This is a genomic window from Pseudomonas sp. L-22-4S-12, from assembly GCF_009799935.1.
Lineage (GTDB): Bacteria > Pseudomonadota > Gammaproteobacteria > Pseudomonadales > Pseudomonadaceae > Aquipseudomonas.
Genome location: NZ_WELL01000001.1, coordinates 961,701 through 988,430, shown reverse-complemented (window position 1 = coordinate 988,430; position 26,730 = coordinate 961,701). Strand labels below are relative to the sequence as shown.

General features: G+C 66.6%; 29 protein-coding genes. 20 read left to right on the top strand and 9 right to left on the bottom strand.

Annotated features, from left to right (window positions below):
• Positions 1–27 precede the first annotated feature (27 nt).
• From F3I16_RS04515 to rpmE, 4 genes are all read right to left on the bottom strand, one after another.
• Positions 28–1,296 (bottom strand): malic enzyme-like NAD(P)-binding protein, encoded by a 1,269-nt coding sequence (locus F3I16_RS04515; protein WP_160492522.1) that lies wholly within the window; start codon positions 1,294–1,296, stop codon positions 28–30.
• A 95-nt stretch (positions 1,297–1,391) separates the two neighbouring features.
• Positions 1,392–2,831: a M48 family metalloprotease gene (locus tag F3I16_RS04510; protein WP_160492521.1), complete on the bottom strand. Its 1,440-nt coding sequence runs from the start codon at positions 2,829–2,831 to the stop codon at positions 1,392–1,394.
• Positions 2,828–3,628: a thermonuclease family protein gene (locus F3I16_RS04505; protein WP_160492520.1), complete on the bottom strand. Its 801-nt coding sequence runs from the start codon at positions 3,626–3,628 to the stop codon at positions 2,828–2,830. Before F3I16_RS04505 ends, F3I16_RS04510 begins: the two co-directional genes overlap by 4 nt.
• A 26-nt stretch (positions 3,629–3,654) precedes the next feature.
• Positions 3,655–3,867, bottom strand: coding sequence for a 50S ribosomal protein L31 (gene rpmE, locus F3I16_RS04500; protein WP_160078237.1), 213 nt, complete (start codon positions 3,865–3,867; stop codon positions 3,655–3,657).
• Positions 3,868–4,027: 160 nt separating this feature from the next.
• Here rpmE and F3I16_RS04495 point away from each other — a divergent pair, with 160 nt between their 5' ends.
• From F3I16_RS04495 to F3I16_RS04450, 10 genes are all read left to right on the top strand, one after another.
• The gene (locus tag F3I16_RS04495) at positions 4,028–6,247 is read left to right on the top strand and encodes a primosomal protein N' (RefSeq protein ID WP_160492519.1); all 2,220 of its coding nucleotides are present in this window, start codon (positions 4,028–4,030) and stop codon (positions 6,245–6,247) included.
• A gap of 124 nt (positions 6,248–6,371) precedes the next feature.
• Positions 6,372–8,111 (top strand): arginine--tRNA ligase, encoded by a 1,740-nt coding sequence (gene argS, locus F3I16_RS04490; protein WP_160492518.1) that lies wholly within the window; start codon positions 6,372–6,374, stop codon positions 8,109–8,111.
• A complete protein-coding gene (locus F3I16_RS04485) occupies positions 8,112–8,804 on the top strand; it encodes an SPOR domain-containing protein (protein ID WP_160492517.1) in 693 nt (230 codons plus the stop codon). It abuts the gene before it with no gap.
• Positions 8,805–8,901: 97 nt separating this feature from the next.
• A complete protein-coding gene (hslV, locus tag F3I16_RS04480; RefSeq protein WP_160492516.1) occupies positions 8,902–9,432 on the top strand; it encodes an ATP-dependent protease subunit HslV in 531 nt (176 codons plus the stop codon).
• A 23-nt stretch (positions 9,433–9,455) separates the two neighbouring features.
• Entirely contained in the window at positions 9,456–10,796 is a 1,341-nt protein-coding gene (gene hslU, locus F3I16_RS04475) for an ATP-dependent protease ATPase subunit HslU (RefSeq protein WP_160492515.1), read from the top strand.
• 55 nt (positions 10,797–10,851) lie between these two features.
• Positions 10,852–11,223, top strand: a complete 372-nt coding sequence (locus F3I16_RS04470; RefSeq protein ID WP_160492514.1) for a gamma-butyrobetaine hydroxylase-like domain-containing protein — start codon at positions 10,852–10,854, stop codon at positions 11,221–11,223.
• A gap of 535 nt (positions 11,224–11,758) precedes the next feature.
• A complete protein-coding gene (gene phaC / locus F3I16_RS04465) occupies positions 11,759–13,438 on the top strand; it encodes a class II poly(R)-hydroxyalkanoic acid synthase (protein WP_160492513.1) in 1,680 nt (559 codons plus the stop codon).
• A 183-nt stretch (positions 13,439–13,621) separates the two neighbouring features.
• Positions 13,622–14,479 carry a poly(3-hydroxyalkanoate) depolymerase gene (phaZ, locus tag F3I16_RS04460; protein WP_160078223.1) on the top strand — a complete coding sequence of 286 codons (858 nt, stop codon included), beginning with the start codon at positions 13,622–13,624 and terminating at the stop codon, positions 14,477–14,479.
• A 159-nt stretch (positions 14,480–14,638) separates the two neighbouring features.
• Complete coding sequence (gene phaC, locus F3I16_RS04455) at positions 14,639–16,321, top strand: class II poly(R)-hydroxyalkanoic acid synthase (protein ID WP_160492512.1); 1,683 nt, start codon at positions 14,639–14,641, stop codon at positions 16,319–16,321.
• Positions 16,322–16,399: 78 nt separating this feature from the next.
• Positions 16,400–17,014, top strand: coding sequence for a TetR/AcrR family transcriptional regulator (locus F3I16_RS04450; protein WP_160492511.1), 615 nt, complete (start codon positions 16,400–16,402; stop codon positions 17,012–17,014).
• A 50-nt stretch (positions 17,015–17,064) separates the two neighbouring features.
• Here the strand turns inward: F3I16_RS04450 and F3I16_RS04445 are convergent, their stop codons facing one another.
• From F3I16_RS04445 to F3I16_RS04435, 3 genes are all read right to left on the bottom strand, one after another.
• Entirely contained in the window at positions 17,065–17,829 is a 765-nt protein-coding gene (locus F3I16_RS04445; RefSeq protein WP_160492510.1) for a phasin family protein, read from the bottom strand.
• A gap of 10 nt (positions 17,830–17,839) precedes the next feature.
• Positions 17,840–18,289, bottom strand: coding sequence for a phasin family protein (locus tag F3I16_RS04440; protein ID WP_160489439.1), 450 nt, complete (start codon positions 18,287–18,289; stop codon positions 17,840–17,842).
• Positions 18,290–18,407: 118 nt separating this feature from the next.
• Positions 18,408–18,686, bottom strand: coding sequence for a polyhydroxyalkanoic acid system family protein (locus tag F3I16_RS04435; protein WP_160078213.1), 279 nt, complete (start codon positions 18,684–18,686; stop codon positions 18,408–18,410).
• Between the two features lie 114 nt (positions 18,687–18,800).
• Between F3I16_RS04435 and ubiE the strand changes: the two genes are divergently transcribed.
• From ubiE to F3I16_RS04385, 10 genes are all read left to right on the top strand, one after another.
• Positions 18,801–19,571 carry a bifunctional demethylmenaquinone methyltransferase/2-methoxy-6-polyprenyl-1,4-benzoquinol methylase UbiE gene (gene ubiE / locus F3I16_RS04430; protein ID WP_160492509.1) on the top strand — a complete coding sequence of 257 codons (771 nt, stop codon included), beginning with the start codon at positions 18,801–18,803 and terminating at the stop codon, positions 19,569–19,571.
• A complete protein-coding gene (locus F3I16_RS04425; protein ID WP_160492508.1) occupies positions 19,571–20,185 on the top strand; it encodes an SCP2 domain-containing protein in 615 nt (204 codons plus the stop codon). The genes ubiE and F3I16_RS04425 overlap by 1 nt, the downstream gene beginning before the upstream one ends.
• Positions 20,182–21,771: a ubiquinone biosynthesis regulatory protein kinase UbiB gene (ubiB, locus tag F3I16_RS04420; RefSeq protein ID WP_160492507.1), complete on the top strand. Its 1,590-nt coding sequence runs from the start codon at positions 20,182–20,184 to the stop codon at positions 21,769–21,771. The genes F3I16_RS04425 and ubiB overlap by 4 nt, the downstream gene beginning before the upstream one ends.
• A 127-nt stretch (positions 21,772–21,898) precedes the next feature.
• Positions 21,899–22,300, top strand: coding sequence for a phosphoribosyl-AMP cyclohydrolase (hisI, locus tag F3I16_RS04415; protein ID WP_160078205.1), 402 nt, complete (start codon positions 21,899–21,901; stop codon positions 22,298–22,300).
• Positions 22,293–22,628 carry a phosphoribosyl-ATP diphosphatase gene (locus tag F3I16_RS04410; RefSeq protein WP_160492506.1) on the top strand — a complete coding sequence of 112 codons (336 nt, stop codon included), beginning with the start codon at positions 22,293–22,295 and terminating at the stop codon, positions 22,626–22,628. Before hisI ends, F3I16_RS04410 begins: the two co-directional genes overlap by 8 nt.
• Before the next feature lie 21 nt (positions 22,629–22,649).
• Entirely contained in the window at positions 22,650–22,910 is a 261-nt protein-coding gene (locus F3I16_RS04405; protein WP_160492505.1) for a twin-arginine translocase TatA/TatE family subunit, read from the top strand.
• A gap of 9 nt (positions 22,911–22,919) precedes the next feature.
• A complete protein-coding gene (gene tatB / locus F3I16_RS04400; RefSeq protein ID WP_160492504.1) occupies positions 22,920–23,273 on the top strand; it encodes a Sec-independent protein translocase protein TatB in 354 nt (117 codons plus the stop codon).
• Positions 23,270–24,058 carry a twin-arginine translocase subunit TatC gene (tatC, locus tag F3I16_RS04395; protein ID WP_160492503.1) on the top strand — a complete coding sequence of 263 codons (789 nt, stop codon included), beginning with the start codon at positions 23,270–23,272 and terminating at the stop codon, positions 24,056–24,058. Before tatB ends, tatC begins: the two co-directional genes overlap by 4 nt.
• A complete protein-coding gene (locus F3I16_RS04390) occupies positions 24,055–24,762 on the top strand; it encodes a 16S rRNA (uracil(1498)-N(3))-methyltransferase (protein WP_160492502.1) in 708 nt (235 codons plus the stop codon). The genes tatC and F3I16_RS04390 overlap by 4 nt, the downstream gene beginning before the upstream one ends.
• 52 nt (positions 24,763–24,814) lie before the next feature.
• Positions 24,815–25,228, top strand: a complete 414-nt coding sequence (locus F3I16_RS04385) for a UPF0158 family protein (RefSeq protein WP_160492501.1) — start codon at positions 24,815–24,817, stop codon at positions 25,226–25,228.
• Between the two features lie 24 nt (positions 25,229–25,252).
• On the opposite strand, the gene dtd is transcribed toward F3I16_RS04385, so the two are convergent.
• Together dtd and pip are read right to left on the bottom strand one after the other, a co-directional pair.
• Entirely contained in the window at positions 25,253–25,690 is a 438-nt protein-coding gene (gene dtd, locus F3I16_RS04380; protein WP_160492500.1) for a D-aminoacyl-tRNA deacylase, read from the bottom strand.
• Positions 25,687–26,658 carry a prolyl aminopeptidase gene (gene pip / locus F3I16_RS04375; RefSeq protein WP_160492499.1) on the bottom strand — a complete coding sequence of 324 codons (972 nt, stop codon included), beginning with the start codon at positions 26,656–26,658 and terminating at the stop codon, positions 25,687–25,689. Before pip ends, dtd begins: the two co-directional genes overlap by 4 nt.
• Positions 26,659–26,730 lie beyond the last annotated feature (72 nt).

Sequence of the window (26,730 nt, the reverse complement as noted above, 5' to 3'; positions counted from 1 at the left end):
TGCGGGGCTTTTTTGTGGGCCTGCGACTCAGCCGTTGAACACGTCATCCACCGACTTCAGCGGGTAGTTCTTCGGGTAAGGCAGGGTCGCCACGCCGCTCTCGATCGCCGCCTTGGCCACGGCATCGGAGATCACGGTAATCAGACGCGCATCCATCGGCTTCGGAATGATGTATTCGCGACCGAAGGACAGCGCGATGCCACCGTAGGCGTCGCAGACTTCCTGCGGCACCGGCAGCTTGGCCAGGTCACGCAGGGCCAGCGCGGCAGCGATCTTCATCTCTTCGTTGATGCGGGTTGCACGCACATCCAGCGCACCGCGGAAGATGAAGGGGAAGCCGAGCACGTTGTTGACTTGGTTCGGGTAGTCCGAACGACCGGTGGCCATGATCACGTCGTTGCGGGCGGCGTGGGCCACTTCCGGCGCGATTTCCGGGTCCGGGTTAGAGCAGGCGAACACGATCGGGTTCGGCGCCATGCGCTTGAGGTCTTCCGCGCTCAGCAGGTTGGCGCCGGACAGGCCAACGAACACGTCGGCGCCGTCGAGGGCGTCGGACAGCGTGCGCTTGTCGGTCTCGTGGGCGAACACCGCCTTGTACTGGTTGAGGTCGTCGCGACCGGCATGGATCACGCCCTTGCGGTCGTTCATGAAGATGTTCTCGACCTTGGCGCCCATGCTCACCAGCAGCTTCATGCAGGAGATCGCAGCGGCGCCGGCGCCGAGGCAGACGATCTTGGCCTCCGGCAGGCTCTTGCCGGCGATTTCAAGGGCGTTGAGCATGCCGGCTGCGGTGACGATGGCGGTGCCGTGCTGGTCATCGTGGAACACCGGGATGTCGCACTGCTCGATCAGCGTACGCTCGATCTCGAAGCACTCCGGTGCCTTGATGTCTTCCAGATTGATCCCGCCGAAGGTGATGGAGATACGGCGCACGGTGTCGATGAAGGCCTGCGGGCTCTCGGACTCGACTTCGATATCGAACACGTCGATACCGGCGAAGCGCTTGAACAGCACGCCCTTGCCTTCCATCACCGGCTTGGAGGCCAGCGGGCCGAGGTTGCCCAGGCCGAGAATAGCGGTACCGTCGGAAATCACTGCCACCAGGTTGCCCTTGCCGGTATAGCGATAGGCCAGTTCGGCATCGCGGGCAATCTCGCGCACCGGCTCAGCCACACCCGGGCTGTAGGCCAGGGACAGGTCGCGGGCAGTGGCAGTGGGCTTGGTCAGTTCCACGCTCAGTTTTCCCGGACGGGGCTGGGCGTGGTACTCGAGAGCGGCAGTTTTCAAATCGGACATGTTGGCTATTCCCGCTTTTGCTGTGAAACGCAGGCGAGCGAGCATACGCAAGATGGCTGACGCCGACAAGGCCGCTCTACGCGGGCTGCGGCGCCCTAGCGCACCATCTTCAGCCAGGCCTTGGGGCGTGGCTGTCCGCCCGGGTACAGGCCGTTGAGCAGGCGCAGGCGCGTCAGCGGATCGCCCTCGACACTCATCTGCCCGCTCAACGCCTCCAGCCCCTGGCCGGGTTTGAGCTGCACCAGGCGCAGGCGGCGCGGCTCGGTCAGTTCGCGCTCCTGCGCCTGCAGCGGACGGAAACTGCGGATCACCTCGAGAAACTGCGCATCCTGGCTTTCCAGTGAACCATGGCCCTTGACCGCGGCCACGAAGAGAAACGCCTGCTTCTCACGCATGATCACCGCCACCCGCTTGGCCGCCGAACCCGGCACCACGCCAGTGGCGACCTCCAGCCCGGCCTGGCGGAAACTGTCCTGCTGCACCAGCTGCTGGCGACCGGCACGGCGAGCAAGGTATTCCTGGGCCGTCGCCTGCTGCGCCAGCGGCTCGAGACTCATGACCACGAACGCCTGCTGATCGGGGGCATGCACGATCACCGCGTCGGCCCGGTTGATCAGCTCCCAGCCCGGCGGAAAGGCCAGGGTGAAGTCCAGCCCGCCATGGTAGAAGCGCTGACCGCGGCGCACGCCGGCAGCGGCCGAGTCGCCGAAAGGCATCCCCTCGATCTGGCGCAGATAGACATCCCGGCCGACCTCGCCCTGGCCGCTGGCCAGCGGGCTGGCGGCAGCCACCACCTGACGCAGGCGGGTATCGTTGTCCGGGTGGGTGTCGAACAGGCCGTGGTAGCCGGACGGCGGCACCTCCTGCCCCTTGGCCTGGGCCTGGTCGCGGGCGAAGTCCTCCTGGGCCTTGAGCACCTTGACCACCTCGATCATCGCCTGCGGGTCATAGCCGCTGCGCGCCAGGTATTGCGCGCCGAGGCCGTCGGCCTCCAGCTCCATGTCGCGCCCGTAACCGCTGACGAAGGCGCCGCCCAGGACATTGGTCAGATCGCCCGCCACGCCGACTCCGGTGCCCACCGCCACCGCCTGGCCGAGGATGTTCCAGGCCGTGGACTGGCTCTGCTGGCGCACGCTGTGGCGAGCGGTGACGTGACCGACCTCGTGCCCGAGCACCGCCGCCAGCTCGGCTTCCGAGCCGAGGTAGGCCATCAGCCCGCGGTGGATATAGATATGCCCGCCCGGCAGGGCGAAGGCATTGATGTCCGGGCTGTCGATGACCGTGAAGCGGTATTGCAGCTGGCTGCGATGGCCATACCGGGCGACCCGCTCGCCGACCTGCTGCACATAGGTCTGCAGCTTTTCATCGGGGTAGCGCGGGTACTGCTTGAGGATTTCCTGGCTGTAGCGCTGACCCAGCTCGATTTCCTGGCGCTCGCTCATCATCACGAAATCGGTGCGCCCGGTCGCCGGATTGACCGCGCAGCCGACCAGCTGCCACAGCACGACCAGCAACAACGCGCAACGCACAATCATGGCAACACCTCGAGCATGGCCGCATGGGTAAGGGGCAGCATCCAGCGCGCCTGCTGCGCATTTGCACCGCCGCGGCGCGCCCGGTCAACCACCCAGCCGCGCGCCTCCACCTCGCGCCCGACCAGCCCCTGCAGCGCGACGAGATCGAAATGCCCCAGAAGTTTAGGCTCTATCCGCAGCACCAGCGGCCCCTGCAGCTCCAGCCACAAGCCGCCGCGATTGCGCTGCACCCGCTCGACGCGCCCGCGCACCAGGGCGAAGCCACCGTGTTCGAGCGCCTGCGCCGCCACCACCGGACTGCTGCGCCACAGGCCCAGGCGGCCGCTGCGGGCCTGCCGCTCGGCCTGGCGCTGACAGGCGACCAGCCCGCCAGCCGGCTCGAACGCCACCTGATAGGCCAGCCCCTCGGCAAGCAACTGCGCCTCCAGGTTGCGCCCGGCAGCATCGTAGACGTGCGCTAGAGTGCGTCCATAGTGATCGCGCGCCGGCTCGCCCGGACGCAGGCCGACGCGCCCGCCACTGGCCTCGACCAGCAATTGCAGACGCCGGCGCGCCGCCTCGGCGAACGGTTGCGCGGCCTGGCCGTTGCGCGCCCGCTCGGGCGCATTGAGGCCGATCAGGCGCACGCTGCGGCCGTCGGCCAGGCGCAGGGTATCGCCATCCACCACCCGTTCGACCTTGAGCTGCGGCAAGGCCGGCGACAGCGGGCAGAAGGCCCAGGCCGGCACCAGCAGAAACGCGGAAACGAAAAAGGCGCCCACCAGGGACGCCTTTTTCAGCAGCGCGGCACAACCCATGAGGTCGCCCGTGGCAGCTCGGATACTTACTTGGAACCGAACACGCCGAAACGCTGGTTGAAGCGATCGATACGGCCGCCGGTGTCCAGCACTTTCTGCTTACCGGTGTAGAACGGGTGGCACTCGGAGCAAACGTCCAGGCTCAGCGGCTTGCACAGAGTCGAACGGGTCTTGATCACGTTGCCGCAGCTGCAGGTTGCGCTGACTTCTTCGTACTGGGGATGGATATCGGCTTTCATCGCACTTTCCTCGGTTGGTGTGCCGCCACCAGGCTTGCTGCCGGGTACCGCACGGAAATAGGCCGCGGATCATACCAGAGCCCGCCAGCCGCGCAAGCCACCCGTCGCTCAGGGCGACGCGCGGCCGTGTTAGCATCGCCGCGTCCATTGGGAGCCTGTTGTGCCCGACACCATTCTACGCCTCGCCCTGCCCTCGCCGCTGCGCCGCCTGTTCGACTACCGCGCCCCCGCCGGCGTGCCGCGCAGCGCCCTGCAGCCGGGCATGCGCCTGCGCGTGCCATTCGGCCGCCGCGAGATGATCGGCGTGCTGATCGAGGTGGTCGAGCACAGCGAAGTGCCCCTGGACAAGCTCAAGCCGGCCCTGCAGCTGCTCGACCGCCGCACGCCGCTGCCCGCGCCGCTGTTCAGGCTGTGCCTGTGGACGGCGCAGTACTACCAGCACAGCCTCGGCGACACCCTCAGCTGGGCCCTGCCGGTGCTGCTGCGCCAGGGCGAAGCGGCCGAGGCGCGCCAGGAGCGCTTCTGGCACGCCAGCGCGGGAGCCGACCTCGACGACCCGCGCCTGACCCGCGCGCCGCGCCAGCGCGAGGCGCTGCGCACCCTGGCCCAGCACCCCCACGGCGTGGCGCACAGCCTGCTGAGCAAGCTGCAACTGAACAAGGACAGCCTCGACCTGCTGCTGGAGAAGGGCCTGGTGCAGGTCGAGATCCGCCGCAACGCCGCGCCGGCCCGTCACGGCAGCTGGCTGGCGCAACCGGAGCTGCCACTGAACGCCGAACAGCGCGCCGCCTTCCACAGCGTGCAGGCGGGCATGCACGGCTTCCATGCCTTCCTTCTCTACGGCGTCACCGGCAGCGGCAAGACCGAGGTCTACCTGCAGCTGATCCGCCACTGCCTGGAGGCCGGCAAGCAGGCGCTGGTGCTGATCCCGGAGATCAACCTCGGCCCGCAGACCCTGGAGCGCTTCGCCCGCCGCTTCAACGCGCGCATCGCCCTGCTGCACTCCGGGGTCAACGACCGCGAGCGCCTGGACGCCTGGCTGGCGGCGCGCGACGGCGAGGCCGACATCGTCATCGGCACCCGCTCCGCGCTGTTCACCCCGCTGAAGAACCCCGGCCTGATCATCATCGACGAGGAGCACGACGCCTCCTATAAGCAACAGGAAGGCCTGCGCTACCACGCCCGCGACCTGGCCCTGGTGCGCGCCCGCCAGGAAAACCTGCCGATCGTCCTCGGCTCGGCCACGCCCTCCCTGGAAAGCCTGCACAACGCCCACGCCGGCCGCTACGCCCTGCTCAAGCTGACCCAGCGCGCCGGCGGCGCCCAGCCGCCGCGTTTCCTGCGCCTGGACGTGAAGAGCCTGCCGCTCGACTCCGGCATTTCCGGCCCGCTGCAGCAGGCCATCGGCCAGACCCTGGCGGCCGGCCAGCAGGTGCTGGTGTTCCTCAACCGCCGCGGCTTCGCCCCGACCCTGCTCTGTCACGACTGCGGCTGGATCAGCCAGTGCCCGCGCTGCGACGCGCGCATGACCCTGCACCAGCGCTCCGGCGAGCTGCGCTGCCACCACTGCGGGCATGTCGAACGGCCGCCACGGCAGTGCCCGGACTGCGCCAAGGTCGACCTGCGCCCGGTCGGCGCCGGCACCGAGCGCGCCGAGGAGCGCCTGGGCATCCTCTTCCCGGACTTCCCGGTACTGCGCGTCGACCGCGACAGCACCGCACGCAAGGGCGCCATGGACCGCCTGCTCCACACCGTGCAGCGCGGCGAGCCGTGCCTGCTGGTCGGCACGCAGATGCTCGCCAAGGGCCACCACTTCCCGCGCGTGACCCTGGTGGCCATCCTCGACGCCGACGGCGGCCTGTTCTCCGCGGATTTTCGCGCCAGCGAGCGCATGGCCCAGCTGATCGTCCAGGTCGCCGGGCGCGCCGGGCGCGCCGAGGAGCCGGGCAAGGTGATCATCCAGACCCACCTGGCCGACCACCCGCTGCTGGTCCAGCTCACCGAGCAGGGCTACCAGGCCTTCGCCGAGCAGGCCTTGAGCGAGCGCCGCGGTGCCGGCCTGCCGCCGTTCGCCCACCTCGCCCTGCTGCGCGCCGAGGCGCACAAGCCGGGCCAGGCCGAGGCCTTCCTCGACGAGGCCTGCAGCTACGCCGAACAGCTGCAGCAGGAACTGCAGCTGCCAGCCATCGAGCTGCTCGGCCCGGTCCCCGCGCCGATGGAGCGCCGCGCCGGCCGCCATCGCGCCCAGCTGCTGCTGCAGGCCGGCAGCCGCGTGCCGCTGCACAAACTACTGGGCGCCTGGCTGCCGATCCTCGAAGCCATGCCGGGCGGCCGCGCGGTGCGCTGGTCGCTGGATGTCGACCCCATCGACCTGTTCTGAACGTCCCATTGCAGAGGGCTGCACGCAGCTTTTGCCAACCGCCTGGAGCGTGCGACTTGAAGCCGCGCCCCCCGGCCACGGATAATGCCCAGTTTTCGACCCGCCACGGCCGACCGAGCAGACCATGAAAGACACTATCCGCCATCTGATCCAGCAAGCCCTGACCCGCCTCACCGCCGAGGGCGTGCTGCCCGAGGGCCTGAGCCCGGCGATCCAGGTGGAGAACACCAAGGACAAGAGCAACGGCGACTTCGCCAGCAACATCGCCATGATGCTGGCCAAGCCGGCCGGCATGAAGCCGCGCGAGCTGGCCGAGAAGCTGGTCGCCGCCCTGCCGGCCGACGCCCAGGTGAGCAAGGTCGACATCGCCGGCCCCGGTTTCCTCAATTTCTTCCAGAACAGCGACGCCCTGGCCCAGCGCCTGGAAGCGGCCCTGGCCGACGCCAGGCTCGGCGTGCGCAAGGCCGGCCCGGCGCAGCGCGTGGTGGTCGACCTGTCCGCACCCAACCTGGCCAAGGAGATGCACGTCGGCCACCTGCGCTCGACCATCATCGGCGACGGCGTGGCGCGCGTGCTGGAGTTCCTCGGCGACAGCGTGATCCGGCAGAACCACGTCGGCGACTGGGGCACCCAGTTCGGCATGCTGCTGGCCTATATGCAGGAAAACCCGGCAGCCGCCGAAAGCGAGCTGGCCGACCTGGAAAACTTCTACCGCGCGGCGAAGAAGCGCTTCGACGAGTCGTCCGAATTCGCCGAGCGCGCCCGCCAACTGGTAGTCCAGCTGCAGGCCGGCGACGCCGAGTGCCTGCGCCTGTGGCACCGCTTCAACGACATTTCCCTGAGCCACTGCCAGGCCCTGTACGACCGCCTCGGCGTCAAGCTGACGATGGCCGACGTCAAGGGCGAGAGCGCCTACAACGACGACCTGGCCAACGTCATCGCCGACCTCAAGGCCAAGGGCCTGCTCAGCGAAAGCGAAGGCGCCCAGTGCGTGTTCATGGACGAGTTCAAGAACGCCGAAGGCAACCCGCTGCCGCTGATCGTGCAGAAGGCCGGCGGCGGCTACCTGTACGCCACCACCGACCTGGCCGCCACCCGCTACCGCGCCAACGTACTGAAGGCCGATCGCGCCCTGTACTTCGTCGACCAGCGCCAGGCCCTGCACTTCCAGATGGTCTTCGCCTGCGCGCGCCTGGCCGGCTTCGTCCCCGCCAGCATGCAACTGGAGCACATGGGCTTCGGCACCATGAACGGCGCCGACGGCCGCCCGTTCAAGACCCGCGACGGCGGCACGGTGAAGCTGGTCGACCTGATCAACGAGGCCGAAGAGCGCGCCTACAGCCTGGTCAAGGCCAAGAACCCCGAGCTGGACGAGGCCGAGCTGCGTGGAATCGCCCGCGCCGTGGGTGTCGGCGCAGTGAAATACGCCGACCTGTCCAAGCACCGCACCAGCGACTACAGCTTCAACTTCGAGCTGATGCTGAGCTTCGAGGGCAACACCGCGCCCTACCTGCTGTACGCCTACACCCGCGTGGCCAGCGTGTTCCGCAAGCTGGGCAAGGACATCAGCGAGATCGGCGGGCAGATCGCGCTGGTCGCCGAACAGGAGCAGGCCCTGGGTGGCAAGCTGGCGCAGTTCGCCGATGTACTGGGCGGCATTGCCGACAAGGGCACCCCGCACCTGCTGTGCGCCTACCTGTACGACCTGGCCGGGCTGTTCTCCAGCTTCTACGAGAACTGCCCGATCCTCAGTGCCGAGGACGAGGCCGTGCGCAACAGCCGCCTGCGCCTGGCCGCGCTGACCGGGCGCACCCTCAAGCAGGGCCTGGAACTGCTCGGCCTGGACACCCTGGAGCGCATGTAAGTGGCGGCAGCGAAGAAGAAGCCGGCGCCCAAGCGCGGCGCCAGCCGCTACCAGGCACCGGCGAAGAAGCCGGTGCCCGGCTGGGTGTGGCTGGCCTGCGGCCTGGTGATCGGCGGCTTCATGGTGTTCCTGTTCAGCCTCGAACCGGGCCGCGACGGCATCAAGCGCGACAAGCCCGAGCAGGCGCGCCCGCGCGCGGCGCAGGCCGACGAACCGGCCAAGGCGCCATCCGGCAAGCCGGAGGCCGCCAAGCCCAAGTACGACTTCTACACCCTGCTGCCGGAGTCGGAGGTGATAGTGCCGCCGGAGGCTCTGCCGACCGAAAAACAAGCCGCCGAAAGCAAGCCGGTCAGCCCGGAAGAGGCGGCGAAGATCGATGCGGCCCGCGCCGAGGCCCTGCTCAATGGCCAGACCCCGCCGCCACCGCCGGTGGTGGCCAAGGCTCCGGCCACTACCCTGTTCTTCCTCCAGGCCGGCTCGTTCCGCAAGCAGGACGATGCCGACAAGGTCCGCGCACAGATCATCCTGCTCGGCCAGAACGTGCAGGTGGAGTCCGGCACGGTGCGCGAGGAAACCTGGTACCGCGTGCTGGTCGGCCCCTACGCCAACCGCGAGCAACTGGCCAGCGCGCAGAAGCAGCTGGCTGGCAGCGGCTTCAGCAACCTGCTGTTACAGCAACGCCAGTCGCGCTGATCGCCAATTTGTGACCGCCCGGTTGAAAAGCCGGGCCAGCCACCCCATCTGATTCTCCATTCGGGCAACTTCGCCCCGCTGCGTGGAGACTCTCCCCTTGACCACCATCGTTTCAGTGCGCCGCAACGGCAAAGTCGTCATGGGCGGCGACGGCCAGGTATCGCTCGGCAATACCGTGATGAAAGGCAACGCCAAGAAGGTCCGCCGCCTGTATCACGGCCAGGTGCTGGCCGGCTTCGCCGGCGCCACCGCCGACGCCTTCACCCTGTTCGAGCGTTTCGAGGGGCAGCTTGAAAAACATCAGGGCCACCTGGTCCGCGCCGCCGTCGAGCTGGCCAAGGACTGGCGCACCGACCGTTCGCTGAGCCGCCTGGAAGCCATGCTGGCGGTGGCCAACAAGGACGCCTCGCTGATCATCACCGGCAACGGTGACGTGGTCGAACCCGAGCACGGCCTGATCGCCATGGGCTCCGGCGGCGGCTTCGCCCAGGCCGCGGCCATGGCCCTGCTGCAGAAAACCGATCTATCCGCCCGTGAGATCACCGAAACCGCGTTGAACATTGCCGGCTCCATCTGTGTCTTCACCAATCAAAACCTGACTATCGAGGAAGAAGACTGCGCCGAATAAGCGCGGCTTCCGGAGCCCACCCCATGCCCATGACGCCCCGCGAGATCGTTTCCGAACTCAACCGCCACATCATCGGCCAGGACGACGCCAAGCGCGCCGTGGCCATCGCCCTGCGCAACCGCTGGCGGCGCATGCAGCTGCCCGCCGAGCTGCGCCAGGAAGTGACGCCGAAGAACATCCTGATGATCGGCCCCACCGGTGTCGGCAAGACCGAGATCGCCCGCCGCCTGGCCAAGCTGGCCAACGCGCCGTTCCTCAAGGTCGAGGCAACCAAGTTCACCGAGGTCGGCTATGTCGGCCGCGACGTCGAGTCGATCATCCGCGACCTGGCCGATGCCGCGCTGAAGATGCTGCGCGAGCAGGAAGTGCAGAAGATGGGCATGCGCGCCGAAGACGCCGCCGAGGAGCGCATCCTCGACGCCCTGCTGCCGCCGGCGCGTACCGGCTTCAACGAGGACCCGACGCCGAGCCACGACTCCAACACCCGCCAGCTGTTCCGCAAGCGCCTGCGCGAAGGCCAGCTGGACGACAAGGAGATCGAGATCGAAGTGGCCGAGCAACCGGCCGGCGTCGAGATCATGACCCCGCCGGGCATGGAGGAGATGACCAACCAGCTGCAGAGCCTGTTCTCCGGCCTGTCCAAGGGCAAGAAGAAGAACCGCAAGCTCAAGGTCAAGGACGCCCTCAAGCTGGTGCGCGACGAGGAAGCCGCGCGCCTGGTCAACGAGGAGGAGCTCAAGGCCAAGGCCCTGGAAGCGGTGGAACAGCACGGCATCGTGTTCATCGACGAAATCGACAAGGTGGCCAAGCGCGGCAATGTCGGCGGCGCCGACGTGTCCCGCGAGGGCGTGCAGCGCGACCTGTTGCCGCTGATCGAGGGCTGCACGGTCAACACCAAGCTGGGCATGGTCAAGACCGACCACATCCTGTTCATCGCCTCCGGCGCCTTCCACCTGTCCAAGCCCAGCGACCTGGTGCCCGAGCTGCAGGGTCGCCTGCCGATCCGCGTCGAACTCAAGGCCCTGTCGCCGCAGGACTTCGAGCGCATCCTCACCGAGCCGCACGCGGCGCTGACCGAGCAGTACTGCGCACTGCTGCAGACCGAAGGGCTGCGGATCGAGTTTCTCCCGGACGGCATCCAGCGCATCGCCGAGATCGCCTGGCAGGTCAACGAGAAGACCGAGAACATCGGCGCGCGGCGCCTGCACACCCTGCTCGAACGCCTGCTCGAGGAAGTCTCTTTCAGCGCCGGCGACCTGGCCGCCCAGCATGACGAGCAGCCGATCCGCATCGACGCCGCCTACGTCAACAGCCACCTCGGCGAGCTGGCCCAGGACGAAGACCTGTCGCGCTATATCCTCTGATGGCAGCAGGTGGATAATGCCAAGCGTTATCCACCCGTTTCCCGGAAGCCCATCCATGCGCATGCCCAGCTCGATCAAACTGCACAAGGCCTCCAAGACCCTGGAGCTGCATTACGGCGAGCAGCGCTACAGCCTCAGCGCCGAATTCCTCCGCGTGCACTCGCCCTCGGCCGAGGTGCAGGGCCACGGCAACCCCATCCTGCAAACCGGCAAGCTCGGCGTCGGCCTCAGCCGCCTGGAACCGGCCGGCAATTACGCACTGAAACTGTGCTTCGACGACGGCCATGACAGCGGATTGTTCACCTGGGACTACCTCTATCAGCTGGCCACCCGCCACGACGAACTCTGGGCCGACTACCTCGCCGCGCTGGCCACAGCCGGAAAATCCCGCGACCCGAACGAATCTATCGTCAAGCTGATGCTCTAGGGGCGGTCCCCGTTTCGTTCGCGAACCGCGTTGCTGCGCAAAATCACGCCAGGCTAGGCGTGGGACGCAGGCAATGGTCATTCCCTTGGCAAGTCCCGCAACGACGCATGGCGCGATTTTGCGCGCAACCCGCAGGGACGGACCCGTTTTTGTGCGGAACGTCGTTACTCGACGGCTCATTTGGACAACCAAACCTCGCGTCTCGCGCCTAGCTCCGCGCAAAAACGGGTTCCGTCGCGGCCGTGAACGAAACGGGGACCGCCCCTGGATCGGCCCCGCGCAATATTGTCTTAACGGTTAGGGCGCACTTTCTAAAGTGCCTGGGCATACTGCCGCGCGCAATCCCATCAGGATCGGCGAACTTGCGCAAAAGTAGAAACTCGGGTAACCAAGGAACTGGCAGGTTCCGTGCATTTGGCATAGCCAGATGTTGAGCAAGCGCGGAAAACTTCCGCACCCGGTAACCCGAGCAGTACCAGCCCCTCGCCCTGTGTCAGCGTGCAGGTATTCGTCTCAGGACAATGGAGCGTCGTAGATGAGCAACAAGAACAACGAAGATTTGAAGCAGCAGGCATCGGAAAGCACCCTCGGCTTGAACCCGGTGATCGGCCTGCGTGGCAAGGACATCCTGACCTCCGCCCGCATGGTCCTCGGCCAGGCCCTCAAGCAACCGTTCCACAGCGCCAAACACGTCACTCACTTCGCCTTCGAGCTGAAAAATGTTCTGCTCGGCCAGTCGGAACTGACCCCCGAGGAAGGCGACCGTCGTTTCGCCGACCCGGCCTGGAGCCAGAACCCGCTGTACCGCCGCTACCTGCAGACCTACCTGGCCTGGCGCAAGGAACTGCACGAGTGGATCGAGGACAGCCACCTCAGCGAACAGGACACCAGCCGCGGCCACTTCGTCATCAACCTGATGACCGAAGCCATGGCACCGACCAACAGCATGGCCAACCCGGCCGCGGTCAAACGCTTCTTCGAAACCGGCGGCAAGAGCCTGCTCGACGGCCTCGCCCACCTGGCCAAGGACATCGTGCACAACGGTGGCATGCCCAGCCAGGTCAACATGGATGCCTTCGAGGTCGGCAAGAACCTCGCCACCACCGACGGCGCCGTGGTGTTCCGCAATGACCTGCTGGAACTGATCCAGTACAAGCCGATCACCGAGCAGGTGCAGGAACGCCCACTGCTGGTGGTGCCGCCGCAGATCAACAAGTACTACGTGTTCGACCTGTCGCAGGAAAAGAGCGTCGCCCGCTTCCTCCTGCGCAACGGCATCCAGACCTTCGTGGTCAGCTGGCGCAACCCGACCAAGGCCCAGCGCGAGTGGGGCCTGTCGACCTACATCGAGGCGCTCAAGGAAGCCATCGAGGTGATCCTGACGATCACCGGCAGCAAGGACGTCAACATGCTCGGCGCCTGCTCCGGCGGCCTGACCACCGCCTCCCTGCTCGGCCACTACGCCGCCCTCGGCGAGCACAAGGTGCACGCCCTGACCCTGCTGGTCAGCGTACTGGACACCAAGCTCGACACCCAGGTCGCCCTGTTCGCCGACGAGAAGAGCCTGGAAGTGGCCAAGCGCCGTTCCTACCAGAGCGGCGTGCTGGAAGGCAGCGACATGGCCAAGGTGTTCGCCTGGATGCGCCCCAACGACCTGATCTGGAACTACTGGGTCAACAACTACCTGCTCGGCAACGAGCCGCCGGTGTTCGACATCCTCTACTGGAACAACGACACCACCCGCCTGCCGGCCGCCCTGCATGGCGAGTTCATCGAGATGTTCAAGACCAACCCGCTGACCCGCGCCGGCGCGCTGGAAGTCTGCGGCACGCCGATCGACCTCAAGCAGGTCACCTGCGACTTCTTCTGCGTGGCCGGCACCACCGACCACATCACCCCGTGGGACTCCTGCTACAAGTCGGCCCACCTGTTCGGCGGCAAGTGCGAGTTCGTGCTGTCCAACAGCGGGCACATCCAGAGCATCCTCAACCCGCCGGGCAACCCCAAGGCACGCTACATGACCAACAGCGAGATGCCGCTGGACCCGCGCGCCTGGCAGGCGACGGCGACCAAGCACGCCGACTCCTGGTGGCTGCACTGGCAGAACTGGCTGGCCGAGCGTTCGGGCAAGCTGAAGAAGTCGCCGACCAGCCTCGGCAACAAGGCCCATCCGGCCGGCGAGGCGGCGCCCGGCACCTACGTGCACGAGCGCTAGACACACGACAACAACATCACCTGTATCACTGCACCTTGCGCAGTACTGCCGACGACACCTGGAAGTGCCGTCCGCTGCCCCGGCCGGTAAGGCCGGGGCAGTGCCTGCCCACCCAGCCGGTGGGTCACTGGAGAGCCGCGCTGGATATCGGCTCGCCACGGATCAAACCATAGGGCTTAGCGCATGCCGCAACCTTTCGCATTCCGTACCATCGAACTGGACGGCCAGACCATCCGCACCGCAGTCCGCCCCGGTAACAGCAAGCTCACGCCGCTGCTGATATTCAACGGCATCGGCGCCAACCTCGAGCTGGTGATGCCGTTCGTCCAGGCCCTCGACCCGGAGCTGGAAGTGATCGCCTTCGACGTCCCCGGCGTCGGTGGCTCCTCCACCCCCAGCGCCCCGTACCGCTTCCCCGGCCTGGCCAAGCTGGCCGCGCGCATGCTCGACTACCTGGACTACGGCCAGGTCAATGCCATCGGCGTGTCCTGGGGCGGCGCGCTGGCCCAGCAGTTCGCCCACGACTACCCCGAGCGCTGCAAGAAGCTGGTGCTGGCCGCCACCTCGGCCGGCGCGGTGATGGTGCCGGGCAAGCCCAAGGTGCTCTGGCGCATGGCCAGCCCGCGCCGTTACATCCAGCCGTCCTACGGCGTGCATATCGCCCCGGACATCTATGGCGGCGCCTTCCGCCGCGACCCCAAGCTGGCCCTGGCGCACGCCAGCAAGGTCCGCTCCGGCGGCAAGATGGGTTACTACTGGCAGCTGTTCGCCGGCCTCGGCTGGACCAGCATCCACTGGCTGCATCGGATCAAGCAGCCTACGCTGGTACTGGCCGGCGACGATGACCCGCTCATCCCGCTGGTCAACATGCGCCTGCTGGCCTGGCGCATCCCCAACTCGGAGTTCCACGTCATCGACGATGGCCACCTGTTCCTGGTGACCCGCGCCGAGGCCGTGGCGCCGATCATCATGAAGTTTCTCGAGGAAGAGCGGCATCGCGCGGTGATGCATCCGCAACCCGTGCCCATTCGCGGTCACTGACCGCACAACTGTAGTGCTGCGCCGGCAGACTTGCCCTTACCCAGGGCCCTGCCGGAGTAAAAGGAATTCTTGCGCGGCAGTCTGGAATGCGTTCCGGCGCGCCTTGGTACAAGCCTTGCTGTCATCTATCCATGACGGTTTGACGATGGAGCCTGCCCCATGCCTGAAAAGACTGCCCCGGAATCCTTGCCGGTACCCGCCGACTACATGAACGCGCAAAGCGCGATGATCGGCCTGCGCGGCCGCGACCTGTTCTCCACCCTGCGCACCCTGGCGTTCCAGGGCCTGCGCCAGCCGGTGCACAGTTCACGCCACCTGTTCGCCTTCGGCAAACAGCTGGGCCGGGTGATGCTGGGCGACACCCCGCACCAGCCCAACCCGCAGGACGCCCGCTTCAGCGACCCGACCTGGCGCCTCAACCCCTTCTACAAACGCAGCCTGCAGGCCTACCTGGCCTGGCAGAAGCAGCTCAAGGCATGGATCGACGAGAGCGACCTGTCGCCAGACGACCGCACCCGCGCGCACTTCCTGTTCTCCCTGCTCAACGACGCCATTGCTCCCTCCAACAGCCTGCTCAACCCGCAGGCGCTCAAGGAGCTGTTCAATACCGGCGGCAGCAGCGTATTGCGCGGCGCCCGCCACCTGTTCGACGACCTGCTGCACAACAGCGGGTTGCCCAGCCAGGTCAACAAGCAGGCCTTCGAGGTCGGCCGCAACCTGGCCACCGCCGCCGGCGCCGTGGTGTTCCGCAGCGAGATGCTGGAACTGATCCACTACAAGCCGATGAGCGAAAAGCAGTACGCCACCCCGCTGCTGATCGCCCCGCCGCAGATCAACAAGTTCTACATCTTCGACCTCAGCCCGGAGAAGAGCTTCATCCAGTACTGCCTGAAGAACGACCTGCAGACCTTCGTCATCAGCTGGCGCAACCCGGATGCGCGGCATCGCGAGTGGGGCCTGTCGAGCTACGTGCAGGCCCTCGAGGAGGCCGTCGACGTGTGCCGCGCCATCACCGGCAGCAAGGAGGTCAACCTGATGGGCGCCTGCGCCGGCGGCCTGACCATCGCCGCCCTGCAGGGCCATCTGCAGGCCAAGAAGCAGCTGCGCAAGATCGGCTGCGCCACCTATCTGGTCAGCCTGCTGGACAGCCAGGTGGACAGCCCGGCGATGCTGTTCGCCGATGAGCAGACGCTCGAGTCGGCCAAGCGCCGCTCCTACCAGAGCGGCGTGCTGGACGGTCGCGACATGGCCCGGGTGTTCGCCTGGATGCGCCCCAACGACCTGATCTGGAACTACTGGGTCAACAACTACCTGCTCGGCAAGGAGCCGCCGGCCTTCGACATCCTCTACTGGAACAACGACAACACTCGCCTGCCGGCCGCCCTGCACGGCGACCTGCTTGACCTGTTCAAGCACAACCCGCTGACTCGCGCCGGAGCCATGGAGATCTGCGGCACGCCGATCGACCTGAGCAAGGTCACCCTCGACAGCTTCAGCGTGGCCGGAATCAACGACCACATCACCCCCTGGGACTCGGTGTACCGCTCGGCCCTGCTGCTGGGCGGCGACAGCCGCTTCGTGCTGTCCAACAGCGGGCATATCCAGAGCATCCTCAACCCACCGGGCAACCCCAAGGCCACCTACCTGGACAACGGCAAGCTCAGCGGCGATCACCGCGCCTGGTACTACGACGCGAAGAAACAGGAAGGCAGCTGGTGGCCCGAATGGCTGGCCTGGACCCAGCAACGCTCCGGCGAGCGCCGCGAGACCGTGCTGAACATCGGCAACAGCAAGTATCCGGCCATGGAGGCGGCGCCCGGCACCTATGTGCACGTCCGCTGAAGAGCGACTAAAACGACTGGCCGGGGCGCGCCCGGCCGGTTATGGTCGGAGCTCCCGCGGCCACAGAACACTCATGGAATGAAGACTCGCGATCGCATTCTCGAATGCGCCCTGAACCTGTTCAACCGGGAGGGCGAGCCGAATGTCTCGACCCTCGAAATCGCCAATGAAATGGGCATCAGCCCGGGCAACCTGTACTACCACTTCCACGGCAAGGAGCCGCTGATCCTCGAGCTGTTCGAGCGTTTCCAGAGCGACCTGGCGCCGCTGCTCGACCCGCCCCTGGATGCCGAGCTGGGCGCCGAGGATTACTGGCTGTTCCTGCACCTGATCGTCGAGCGCCTGGCGCAGTACCGCTTCCTGTTCCAGGACCTGTCCAACCTGGCCGGGCGCCTGCCCAAGCTGGGCCGCGGCATCCGCCAGTGGCTCAACCTGCTCAAGCGCACCCTGGCCACCCTGCTGGCCCGGCTCAAGGCCGAAGGCCAGCTGCAGAGCGGAACCCAGTCGCTCGGCCAACTGGTCGAACAGATCACCCTGACCCTGCTGTTCTCCCTCGACTACCAGCGCATCGTCGGTGCCGATGGCGAAGTGCGCCTGGTGGTCTACCAGATCATGATGCTGGTCGCCCCCCACCTCACCCCCGGTTCACGCCACGCCGCCGAACAGCTGGCGCAGCGCTACCTGGAAGCCTGAAACGCAAACGCCCGGCACTGGGCCGGGCGCTTGTGGTACTGAGCGAAAACTCAGGACGGGGTAGCAGGCGCTACCGGAGCAGCGACCGGAGCCGCAGTGACAGCAGGCGCGGCAGCCGGAGCAGCAGCGGCCGGCTTGGCGGCAACCGGCTTGGCTGCGGCTTTCGGTGCAGCCGGCTTCTTCACCACGGCCGGCTTGGCCGCCGGCTTCGCAACAGGCTTGGCTGTGGCCTTGGCGACCGGCTTGGCAGCGGGTTTGGCCGCTGGCTTGGCGGCAGCTTTGGCAACCGGCTTGGCAGCAGCCTTGACCGCCGGCTTGGCAGCCGGTTTAGCGGCAGGCTTGGCGACCGACTTCACCGACACACCGGTGAGCTTCTCGATCTGCTTGGTCAGGGTGTCGACCTTGGTCTGCAGCGCCTTCACTTCGTTGCGGCTCGGCACGCCGAGGCGGGAGATCGCGCTGTTCAGACGCTTGTCGAAAGCCTCTTCCAGCTCGTTCCACTTGCCCAGGGCCTTGTCCTTGACTTCGTCGACTTTCGACTTGGCCGTGTCAACAGTCGAACCGACGGTGGTCTTCACCGCGCCCAGCTGCTTGTCGACTTCGGTCTTGGCTTGCTTCTCGGCTTTCTCGCCATCCTTGACCAGACCGTCGAACAGCTTGGTGCCGTCCTTGCTGACCTTGGAATAGGCGCCGAGACCGGCCAGCCAGATCTGCCGCGAATACTTCTCGACTTCGCCGATCCAGGAACTGGTTTCCTTCTTCGCCGCTGGCTTCTTAGCTGCCGGTTTTGCAGCGGTAGTTTTTTTAACAGCCATCCTGCTCTCCTTATTGGGTACGCGCGACACGTTCAAGCAATGCATTCAACTCGTCCAGCTTAGCAGAGAGTGCCTCAACGTCTTGCTTGGACGGAATACCCAGACGATTCAGTGCGCTGGCAACGCGGCTGTCGAAGGCTTTCTCGACCTTGTCGAGCTGCACTTCGACTTTCTCTTTAACGCCGAACACGCTGCTCTTGACGCTTTCCAGCTGGCTGCTGATCTGGCTGTTGGCCGCATCGACCTGCTCGGTCACCAGCTTCTTGCCCTGCTTCTCGACGCCTTCACCGGCCTTGACCAGTTCCTTGAAGTAACCAGCACCTTCCTGGCCGGCCTTGACGTAGGCACCCAGGCCTGCCAGCCAGACCTTGTGGGCATAGGCCTTCACGTCGGTCAGCACGGTGGCTTTGCTTTCGACTTCGACAGCGACTTTCTTCTTAACGGCGGCTTTAGTGGCCATGGGGCACCTCACGCTCAAGTGATGGAAAGTTGGTCCTTTCGCAGGACTTGAGCTCAAGGTAGGGAGAAAAATTAGAAATCACATACTAGGTGGCGAAATAGCTGCGCCACGTCAGCCTTCACGCCTGCAAATGCTTGTCCAGGGTGTCTTCGATTTCGCGCTTGATGGTGCCGCCCAAGGCCGACAGCAGCAGGCCGAGGTTGAGTTTGACCCGTACCTGGTCGGCACTCACTTCGATAGTGCCGTCGGCGCCGCTGCGCTTGAACTCCAGGGTATCGCCGGCCCAGCGGTATTTCACGTCGTATTCGCGCGCCAGGCGCTCGGCGAGCATCTCGGCCTTTTCGCGAGCGGCTTCGCGGCCAAGGGAATGGGAACGTTCGACGGTGATACGGGCCATGCACAACTCCGACAGCGACCTGGTGTCGCACGACTATACCGCGCCGCCTGGCGCCAAGACAAAGGCCGGCCACGGGTTTAGAATGGCCGCCACTTTGATTCCGGTGACCGCGACATGAACGATCCGCGCAAGGCCCACGACAGCGAACCGACCACCCACTTCGGCTTTCAGGACGTCCCGGAAAGCCAGAAGGCCGAGAAGGTCGCCGAGGTGTTCCACTCGGTAGCCGCCAAATATGACCTGATGAACGACGTGCTGTCCGGCGGCATGCACCGCCTGTGGAAGCGCTTCACCATCGAACTGTCCGGCGTACGCCCGGGCAATCGCGTGCTGGATATCGCCGGCGGTACCGGCGACCTGGCGCGCAAGTTCTCCAGCCTGGTCGGCCCGACCGGCGAAGTGGTGCTGGCCGACATCAACGAGTCGATGCTCAAGATCGGCCGTGACCGCCTGCTCGACAAGGGCGTGGCCGGCAACGTGGTGTTCGTCCAGGCCGACGCGGAGAAGCTGCCGTTCCCGGACAACCACTTCGACGTGGTCACCATCGCCTTCGGCCTGCGCAACGTCACCCACAAGGAAGACGCCCTGCGTTCCATGCTGCGCGTGCTCAAGCCGGGCGGCCGCCTGCTGGTGCTGGAGTTCTCCAAGCCCTCCAGCCCGCTGCTGGCCAAGGCCTACGACGCCTACTCGTTCGCCTTCATGCCGCTGGCCGGCAAGCTGATCACCAACGACGCCGACAGCTACCGCTACCTGGCCGAATCGATCCGCATGCACCCGGATCAGGACACCCTCAAGGCGATGATGGTCGAGGCCGGTTTCGAGCGCGTCACCTACCACAACATGACCGGCGGCATCGTCGCCCTGCACCGCGGCATCAAGCCCTGATGTTGTTGACCGGGCTCCTGGCTGGCGTCGAACACGGCCTCAACCGCGTGCTGGCCATGGACAGCACCGCGTTGCCGCGTCTGGCCCGGCTGGACGGCAAGGTCATCGCCATCGACTGCCAGAGCCCGGCGCTGCAGCTGTTCCTCCTGCCCAGCGGCGAGGGCCTGCAACTGGCCAGCCAGTGGAGCGCTGCCGACTGCACCCTGCGCGCCCCGGCCGCCAGCCTGCTGCGCCTGGCCCTGGCCAGGGACAAGACCAGCGTGCTGCACCGCCCGGAAGTCGAGCTGGATGGCGACAGCGCCGCCCTGCTGGAACTGACCAACATTCTCCAGGACCTCGAACTGGACTGGGAATACGAGCTGTCGCGCTGGCTCGGCCCGGTCGGCAGCCAGCTGCTCGGTGGCCATCTGCGCAGCCGGGCGAACTGGGCCGGCCACAGCCTGGACAGCCTGCGCCACAACCTCGCCGACTACCTCAGTGAAGAATCGCGCCACCTGGTCGGCCAGCGCGAGGCCGATGCGCGCTTCGCCGAACTCGACCAGCTCAAGCTCGCCCTCGACCGCCTCGACGCGCGGATCGAGCACCTCGCCCGCAAGGTAAAACCCTCCGAATGAAGCTGCTTGCCGCCCGCCGCCTGCTGCGCATCCTGCGCGTGGTGATTCGCTACCGCCTCGACGACCAGCTGCTGCACCTGCCGCTGCCCACCTGGATGCGCGTGCTGCGCTTCGCCCTGCCCTGGCGCTGGCTGCCGCGTCGCGCCTCAACCCTGAGTCGTGGCGAGGCCCTGCGCCTAGCCCTGGAAGACCTCGGGCCGATCTTCATCAAGTTCGGCCAGCTGCTCTCCACCCGCCGCGACCTGCTGCCGCCGGACATGGCCGACGAGCTGGCCAAGCTGCAGGACCAGGTTCCGCCCTTCCCCGCCGCCGAATCGGTGGCGCGCATCGAGCAGCAGCTCGGCGCCAAGGTTGGCGAAGTGTTCGCCCGTTTCGAAGTGGAACCGCTGGCCTCGGCCTCGGTGGCCCAGGTGCATGCCGCGCAGCTGAAGAGCGGCGAGGAAGTGGTGGTCAAGGTGATCCGCCCCGGGCTCAAGCCGATCATCCGCTCGGACCTGGCCTGGCTGTTCCTCGCCGCCCGCCTCGCCGAGAAGGCCTCGGCCGATGCCCGCCGCCTGCGCCCGGTGGAAGTGGTCAGCGACTACGAGAAGACCATCTACGACGAACTCGACCTGCTGCGCGAGGCGGCCAACGCCAGCCAGCTGCGGCGCAACTTCGACGGCTCCGAGCTGCTCTACGTGCCGCAGGTGTACTGGGACTGGTGCCGGCCGAAAGTACTGGTGATGGAGCGCATCTACGGCGTGCCGGTGACCGACATGGCCACCCTGGCCGACCAGCGCACCAACATGAAACTGCTGGCCGAACGCGGCGTGGAAATCTTCTTCACCCAGGTGTTCCGCGACAGTTTCTTCCATGCCGACATGCACCCCGGCAACATCTTCGTCAGCACCCGCACGCCGTGGAGTCCGCAGTACATCGCCATCGACTGCGGCATCGTCGGCAGCCTCACCCCCGAGGACCAGGACTACCTGGCGCGCAACCTGATCGCCTTCTTCAAGCGCGACTACCGCCGCGTGGCGCAGCTGCACATCGACTCCGGCTGGGTGCCGGCCGAGACCCGCGTCAACGATTTCGAGGCGGCGATCCGCACCGTCTGCGAGCCGATCTTCGAGAAGCCGCTGAAAGACATCTCCTTCGGTCAACTGCTGCTGCGTCTGTTCCAGACCGCACGTCGCTTCAACATGGAAGTACAGCCGCAGCTGGTGCTGTTGCAGAAGACCCTGCTCAACATCGAGGGCCTGGGCCGCCAGCTGTACCCGGACCTGGACTTGTGGAGCACCGCGCAGCCCTTCCTCGAACGCTGGATGCGTGAACGCATAAGCCCGCTGCACCTGCTGCGCAATCTGCAGCAGCAGGCCGAGCAGGTGCCGCACCTGTCGCAGATGGCCCGCGACACCCTGGAGCGCCTCAACCAGCAGCCTGCTGCCGCCACTGTGGTGGCCGCACCAACGCACGCCTGGCCACTGCGCCTGATCGGCGCAGCACTGATCGCCGGCGGCGTCAGCCAGGGCCTGAGCCTGGCCGTCGCCAGCTGGGCGGCCTGGCTCAGCCTGAGCGCCGGCCTGCTGCTGATCCTGCGCCGATAGCCAGTGCCGGCCACGGCTGGCACACTAACCGAGCGCCAATTGTGTGCAGCACCTGCACCAACAGCGCCCAGCATTTACCGGCTGCGCCCAGCGCAGCCTGAGACAAGCCCGCACGGGCGGAATAGCGATGACTGACTGGCTCGACGAAATCACCTGGAACGAAGACGGCCTGGTCCCGGCCATCGCCCAGGATTACAAGACCGGGCGCGTGCTGATGATGGCCTGGATGAACCGCGAGGCCCTGGCCCTGACCGCCGCCGAGCAGCGTGCCATCTACTGGTCACGTTCGCGTGGCAAGCTGTGGCGCAAGGGCGAGGAGTCCGGCCATGTGCAGAAGCTCCACGAGCTGCGCCTGGACTGCGATGCCGACGTGATCATCCTGATGGTCGAACAGCTCGGCGGAATTGCCTGCCATACCGGGCGCGAAAGTTGCTTCTACCGGGTGTGGCAAGATGGCGCTTGGCACAGCGTCGATCCGGTATTGAAAGACCCGCACGCCATCTACCATACGGAACACAAGCATGAGTGACACCCTCACCCGCCTGGCCGAGGTGCTGGAGGCGCGCAAAGGCGCGGCGCCGGACAGCTCCTACGTGGCCAGCCTGTATCACAAGGGCCTCAACAAGATTCTGGAGAAGGTCGGCGAAGAGTCGATCGAAACCATTCTTGCGGCCAAGGACGCAGCCATCAACGGCGATTGCAGCGACCTGATCTACGAAACCGCGGACCTCTGGTTCCACAGCCTGGTCATGCTCGCCGCCCTCGGCCAGCACCCGCAGGCCGTGCTGGACGAGCTGGATCGGCGTTTCGGCCTGTCCGGGCATGCCGAGAAAGCGGCGCGTCCCACATCCGACTGATCATTTGCGAGGACTGATTACATGGGCATTTTCGACTGGAAACACTGGGTCGTCATTCTGATCGTGGTGGTACTGGTGTTCGGCACCAAGCGCCTGAAGAACCTCGGCTCCGACCTGGGCGAGACCATCAAGGGCTTCCGCAAGGCGATGAACACCGAAGAAGACAAGCCCGCCGAGCCGCAGCCGCAACAACCGGCCCCGTCCGCCGGCGAGCAGCTGCACAAGCCGCAGACCATCGACGCCCAGGCCCAGCGGGTCGAAGAGCCTGCGCGCAAGGACTGACCCCAGGCCATGTTCGATATCGGCTTTTCCGAACTGCTGCTGGTCGGCCTGGTGGCGCTGATCGTCTTCGGCCCCGAGCGACTGCCCGGCGCCGCGCGCACCGCTGGCCTGTGGATCGGCCGGCTGAAGCGCAGCTTCGGCGCGATCAAGGCCGAGGTGGAGCGCGAGATCGGCGCCGACGAAGTGCGCCGCCAGCTGCATAACGAGCAGATCCTGCAGATGGAGCGCGAGCTCAAGCAGTCGATCCTGCCGCCGGCCAGCGCCCCCGCCGACACCCCGGCCGGCGAGCCGCCTGCCGCTGCCGCGGCGAACCCCGCCAGCAGTGCCCCCGCCCAGCCTTCGGAGCCTTCGCGCCTGCCATGAGTCAAAGCCAAACCGAAGCGGATGCCGAGATGCCCCTGGTGGCGCACCTCACCGAGTTGCGCACCCGCCTGCTGCGCTGCGTGATCGCGATCTTCGTGGTGTTCGCCTGCCTGTTCTACTTCGCCCAGGACATCTACACCCTCGTCTCGGCGCCGCTGCGCGCCTACCTGCCGGAAGGCGCGACGATGATCGCCACCGGCGTCGCCTCGCCGTTCCTCACCCCGTTCAAGCTGACCGCCTGGTGCGCGCTGTTCCTCGCCGTGCCGATCATCCTGCACCAGGTCTGGGGCTTCATCGCGCCGGGGCTGTACAAGCACGAGAAGCGCATCGCCATGCCCCTGCTGGTCTCCAGCATCCTGCTGTTCTACGGCGGCATGGCCTTCGCCTACTTCCTGGTATTCCCGATCATCTTCCACTTCTTCGCCAGCGTGACTCCGGAAGGGGTGGCGATGATGACCGACATCAACGAGTACCTGGACTTCGTCCTGACCCTGTTCTTCGCCTTCGGCGTGGCCTTCGAGATCCCGGTGGCGACCTTCCTGGTGATCTGGGTCGGCGTGGTCGATATCGCCACCCTGAAGAAGAGCCGCCCCTACGTGATCGTCGGCTGCTTCGTGGTCGGCATGATCCTCACCCCGCCGGACATCTTCTCGCAGACCCTGCTGGCCGTGCCGATGTGGATGCTGTTCGAGGTCGGCCTGCTGTTCGGCGGCCTGGTGCGCAAGCGCAGCGAACATGAGCCGGACGACGACTCCGGCGACCAGCCGCCCGCGCCGCTGCCGTGAACCTGCTGCTGCTGGAAGACGCCGACTTCGTCGCGGCGGATCGCGTCGTCCTCGCCGGGCGCCGCCTCAAGCACCTGCAGGAAGTGCACCGCGCCGCCGTCGGCGACAGTCTGCGGGTCGGCCGCCTCGGCGGCCTGATGGGCAGCGGCACCCTACTGCAGCTGACCGAGCAACACGCCGAGCTGCAGGTCAGCCTGGACCAGCCGCCGCCAGCCAAGCTGCCACTGACCCTGCTGCTGGCCCTGCCGCGGCCGAAGATGCTCAAGCGCGTGCTGCAGACGGTCAGCGCCATGGGCGTGCCGCGCCTGGTGCTGCTCAACAGCTATCGGGTGGAAAAGAGCTTCTGGCAGACCCCCTTCCTCGAACCCGAGGCCATTCGCGAGCAGCTGATTCTCGGCCTGGAACAGGCGCGCGACACGCTGCTGCCCGAAGTGATCATCGAGAAACGCTTCAAGCCCTTCGTCGAGGATCGCCTGCCGGCCATCGTCGCCGAAAGCCTCGGCCTGGTCGGCCACCCCGGTGACTTCCCCGCCTGCCCGCGGGCGGTCGAGCAGCCGGTGACCCTGGCCATAGGCCCGGAAGGCGGCTGGATCCCCTACGAAGTCGACAAGCTGCGCGAAGCCGGCCTTACCCCAGTGCAGCTGGGCGAGCGCATCCTGCGCGTGGAAACGGCAGTACCGGCCTTGCTCGCACGGTTGTTCTGAGCCATCGCACGGCATAGGCTGGGGCCATCCCAGCCTTGCCGAGGAGCTCAGCATGCGCCCCCTGACCATCGACCTGGATAGCCTGGCCGCCGCGTTCGTCAGCAGCGCCGGCGACTTTCGCCTCGACCTGCTCAGCGGCCGGATCCTCGACATCCCGCCCGCCGGCACCGATCCGCAGATCGAACAGCTGCTGGAAGAGGAGCCCGAGCGCCTGCTGGCGGTGGACAGCCTGACGCCGGGAGAGATCCTCGCGCTGATGGCCGAGTTCCTCCCGGAAATCGAACAACCAGCCGCCTACACCGCCCTGCAGGCCGCCCTGGACAGCCGCAAGCCGCTGCGCAGCTTCCACAACGCGCTCAAGCAGTTCCCCGACGTGCAATCCGCCTGGCAGGCGTTCGAGGCCGAGCGCCTGCGTGAACTGGCCCTGGATTGGCTGGCGGAAAATCAGCTAGAGCTGCGCGCATAGGCCGCATTTAGAGCAATGCTCGGCTCAGCTTTCCAGCAGAAAGGTCACCGGCCCATCGTTGACCAGATGCACCTGCATGTCGGCACCGAAGCGCCCGGTAGCCACCTGCGGGTGCTGCTGGCGGGCCAGCTCGACCAGCTGCTCGAACAGCTCGGCGCCCAGCGCCGGCGGCGCCGCGCAGGAGAAGCTCGGGCGCAGGCCGCTTTTGGTATCGGCGGCGAGGGTGAACTGCGAGACCAGCAGCAGGCCGCCCTGCACATCCTTGAGCGACAGGTTCATCTTGCCTTCGCCATCGCCGAACACCCGGTAATTGAGCAGCTTGTGCAGCAGCTTGGCGACACTGGCCGGGTTGTCCTGCGGCTCGACGCCGACCAGCGCGAGCAGGCCCTGGTCGATGGCGCCGACGATCTCCCCGGCCACTTCGACGCGAGCACCGCGCACGCGCTGGATCAGCGCCTTCATGCTTCTTCGAGCGGCAGGTCGAGCAGGCGCCGGGCCATCTGGTCGGCGGCGCGCACCAGGGCATCGGTGATGCCGACTTCGGCGGCGGCATGGCCGGCATCGCGGATGATCTGCAGCTCGCTGTTGGGCCAGGCCTGGTGCAGCGCCCAGGCGTTGTCCAACGGGCAGATCAGGTCGTAGCGGCCGTGCACTATCACCCCCGGCAGGTGGGCGATCTTCGGCATGTCACGGAGCAACTGATCGGGGGCGAGGAAGGCGTTGTTGACGAAGTAGTGACACTCGATGCGGGCGATCGACAGGGCGCGGTGCGGCTCGCTGAAGCGATCGACCACCTGCGGGTTGGGGCGCAGGGTGGCGGTGCGCCCTTCCCAGGTCGACCAGGCCTTGGCCGCGTGCATCTGGGCGATCTGGTCGGGGCCGGTGAGGCGATTGTAGAAGGCCTGCATCAGCGCGCCACGCTCCTCCGGCGGGATCGGCGCCAGGTAGTCCTCCCAGTAGTCCGGGAACAGGCGGCTGGCGCCTTCCTGGTAGAACCAGTGGAAGTCCTGCGGGCGGCACAGGAAGATGCCGCGCAGGATCAGCCCGTGCACCCGCTCCGGATGGGCCTGGGCGTAGGCCAGGGCCAGGGTCGAGCCCCAGGAGCCGCCGAACAGCACCCACTTGTCGATGCCCAGGTGCTCGCGGATGCGCTCCATGTCGGCCACCAGCTCCTGGGTGGTGTTGTGCTCCAGGCTGGCATGCGGGGTGGAGCGGCCGCAGCCGCGCTGGTCGAAGGTGACGATGCGGTACAGGTTGGGATCGAAGTAGCGGCGGCTGGCCGCATCACAGCCGGCCCCCGGGCCGCCGTGGATGAACACCACCGGCAGGCCGTCCGGAGTACCGCTTTCGTCCACATAGAGGACGTGCGGTTCCTGCACCGCCAGCTCGTGGCGGGCAAAGGGTTTAATCTCCGGATACAAAGTCTGCATGCTGCACTCCCGAATTTGTGCGAAAGAGACTGCCCGGTGGCGGCATAGGTGCCGTCCATCCCGTGCAGGCTC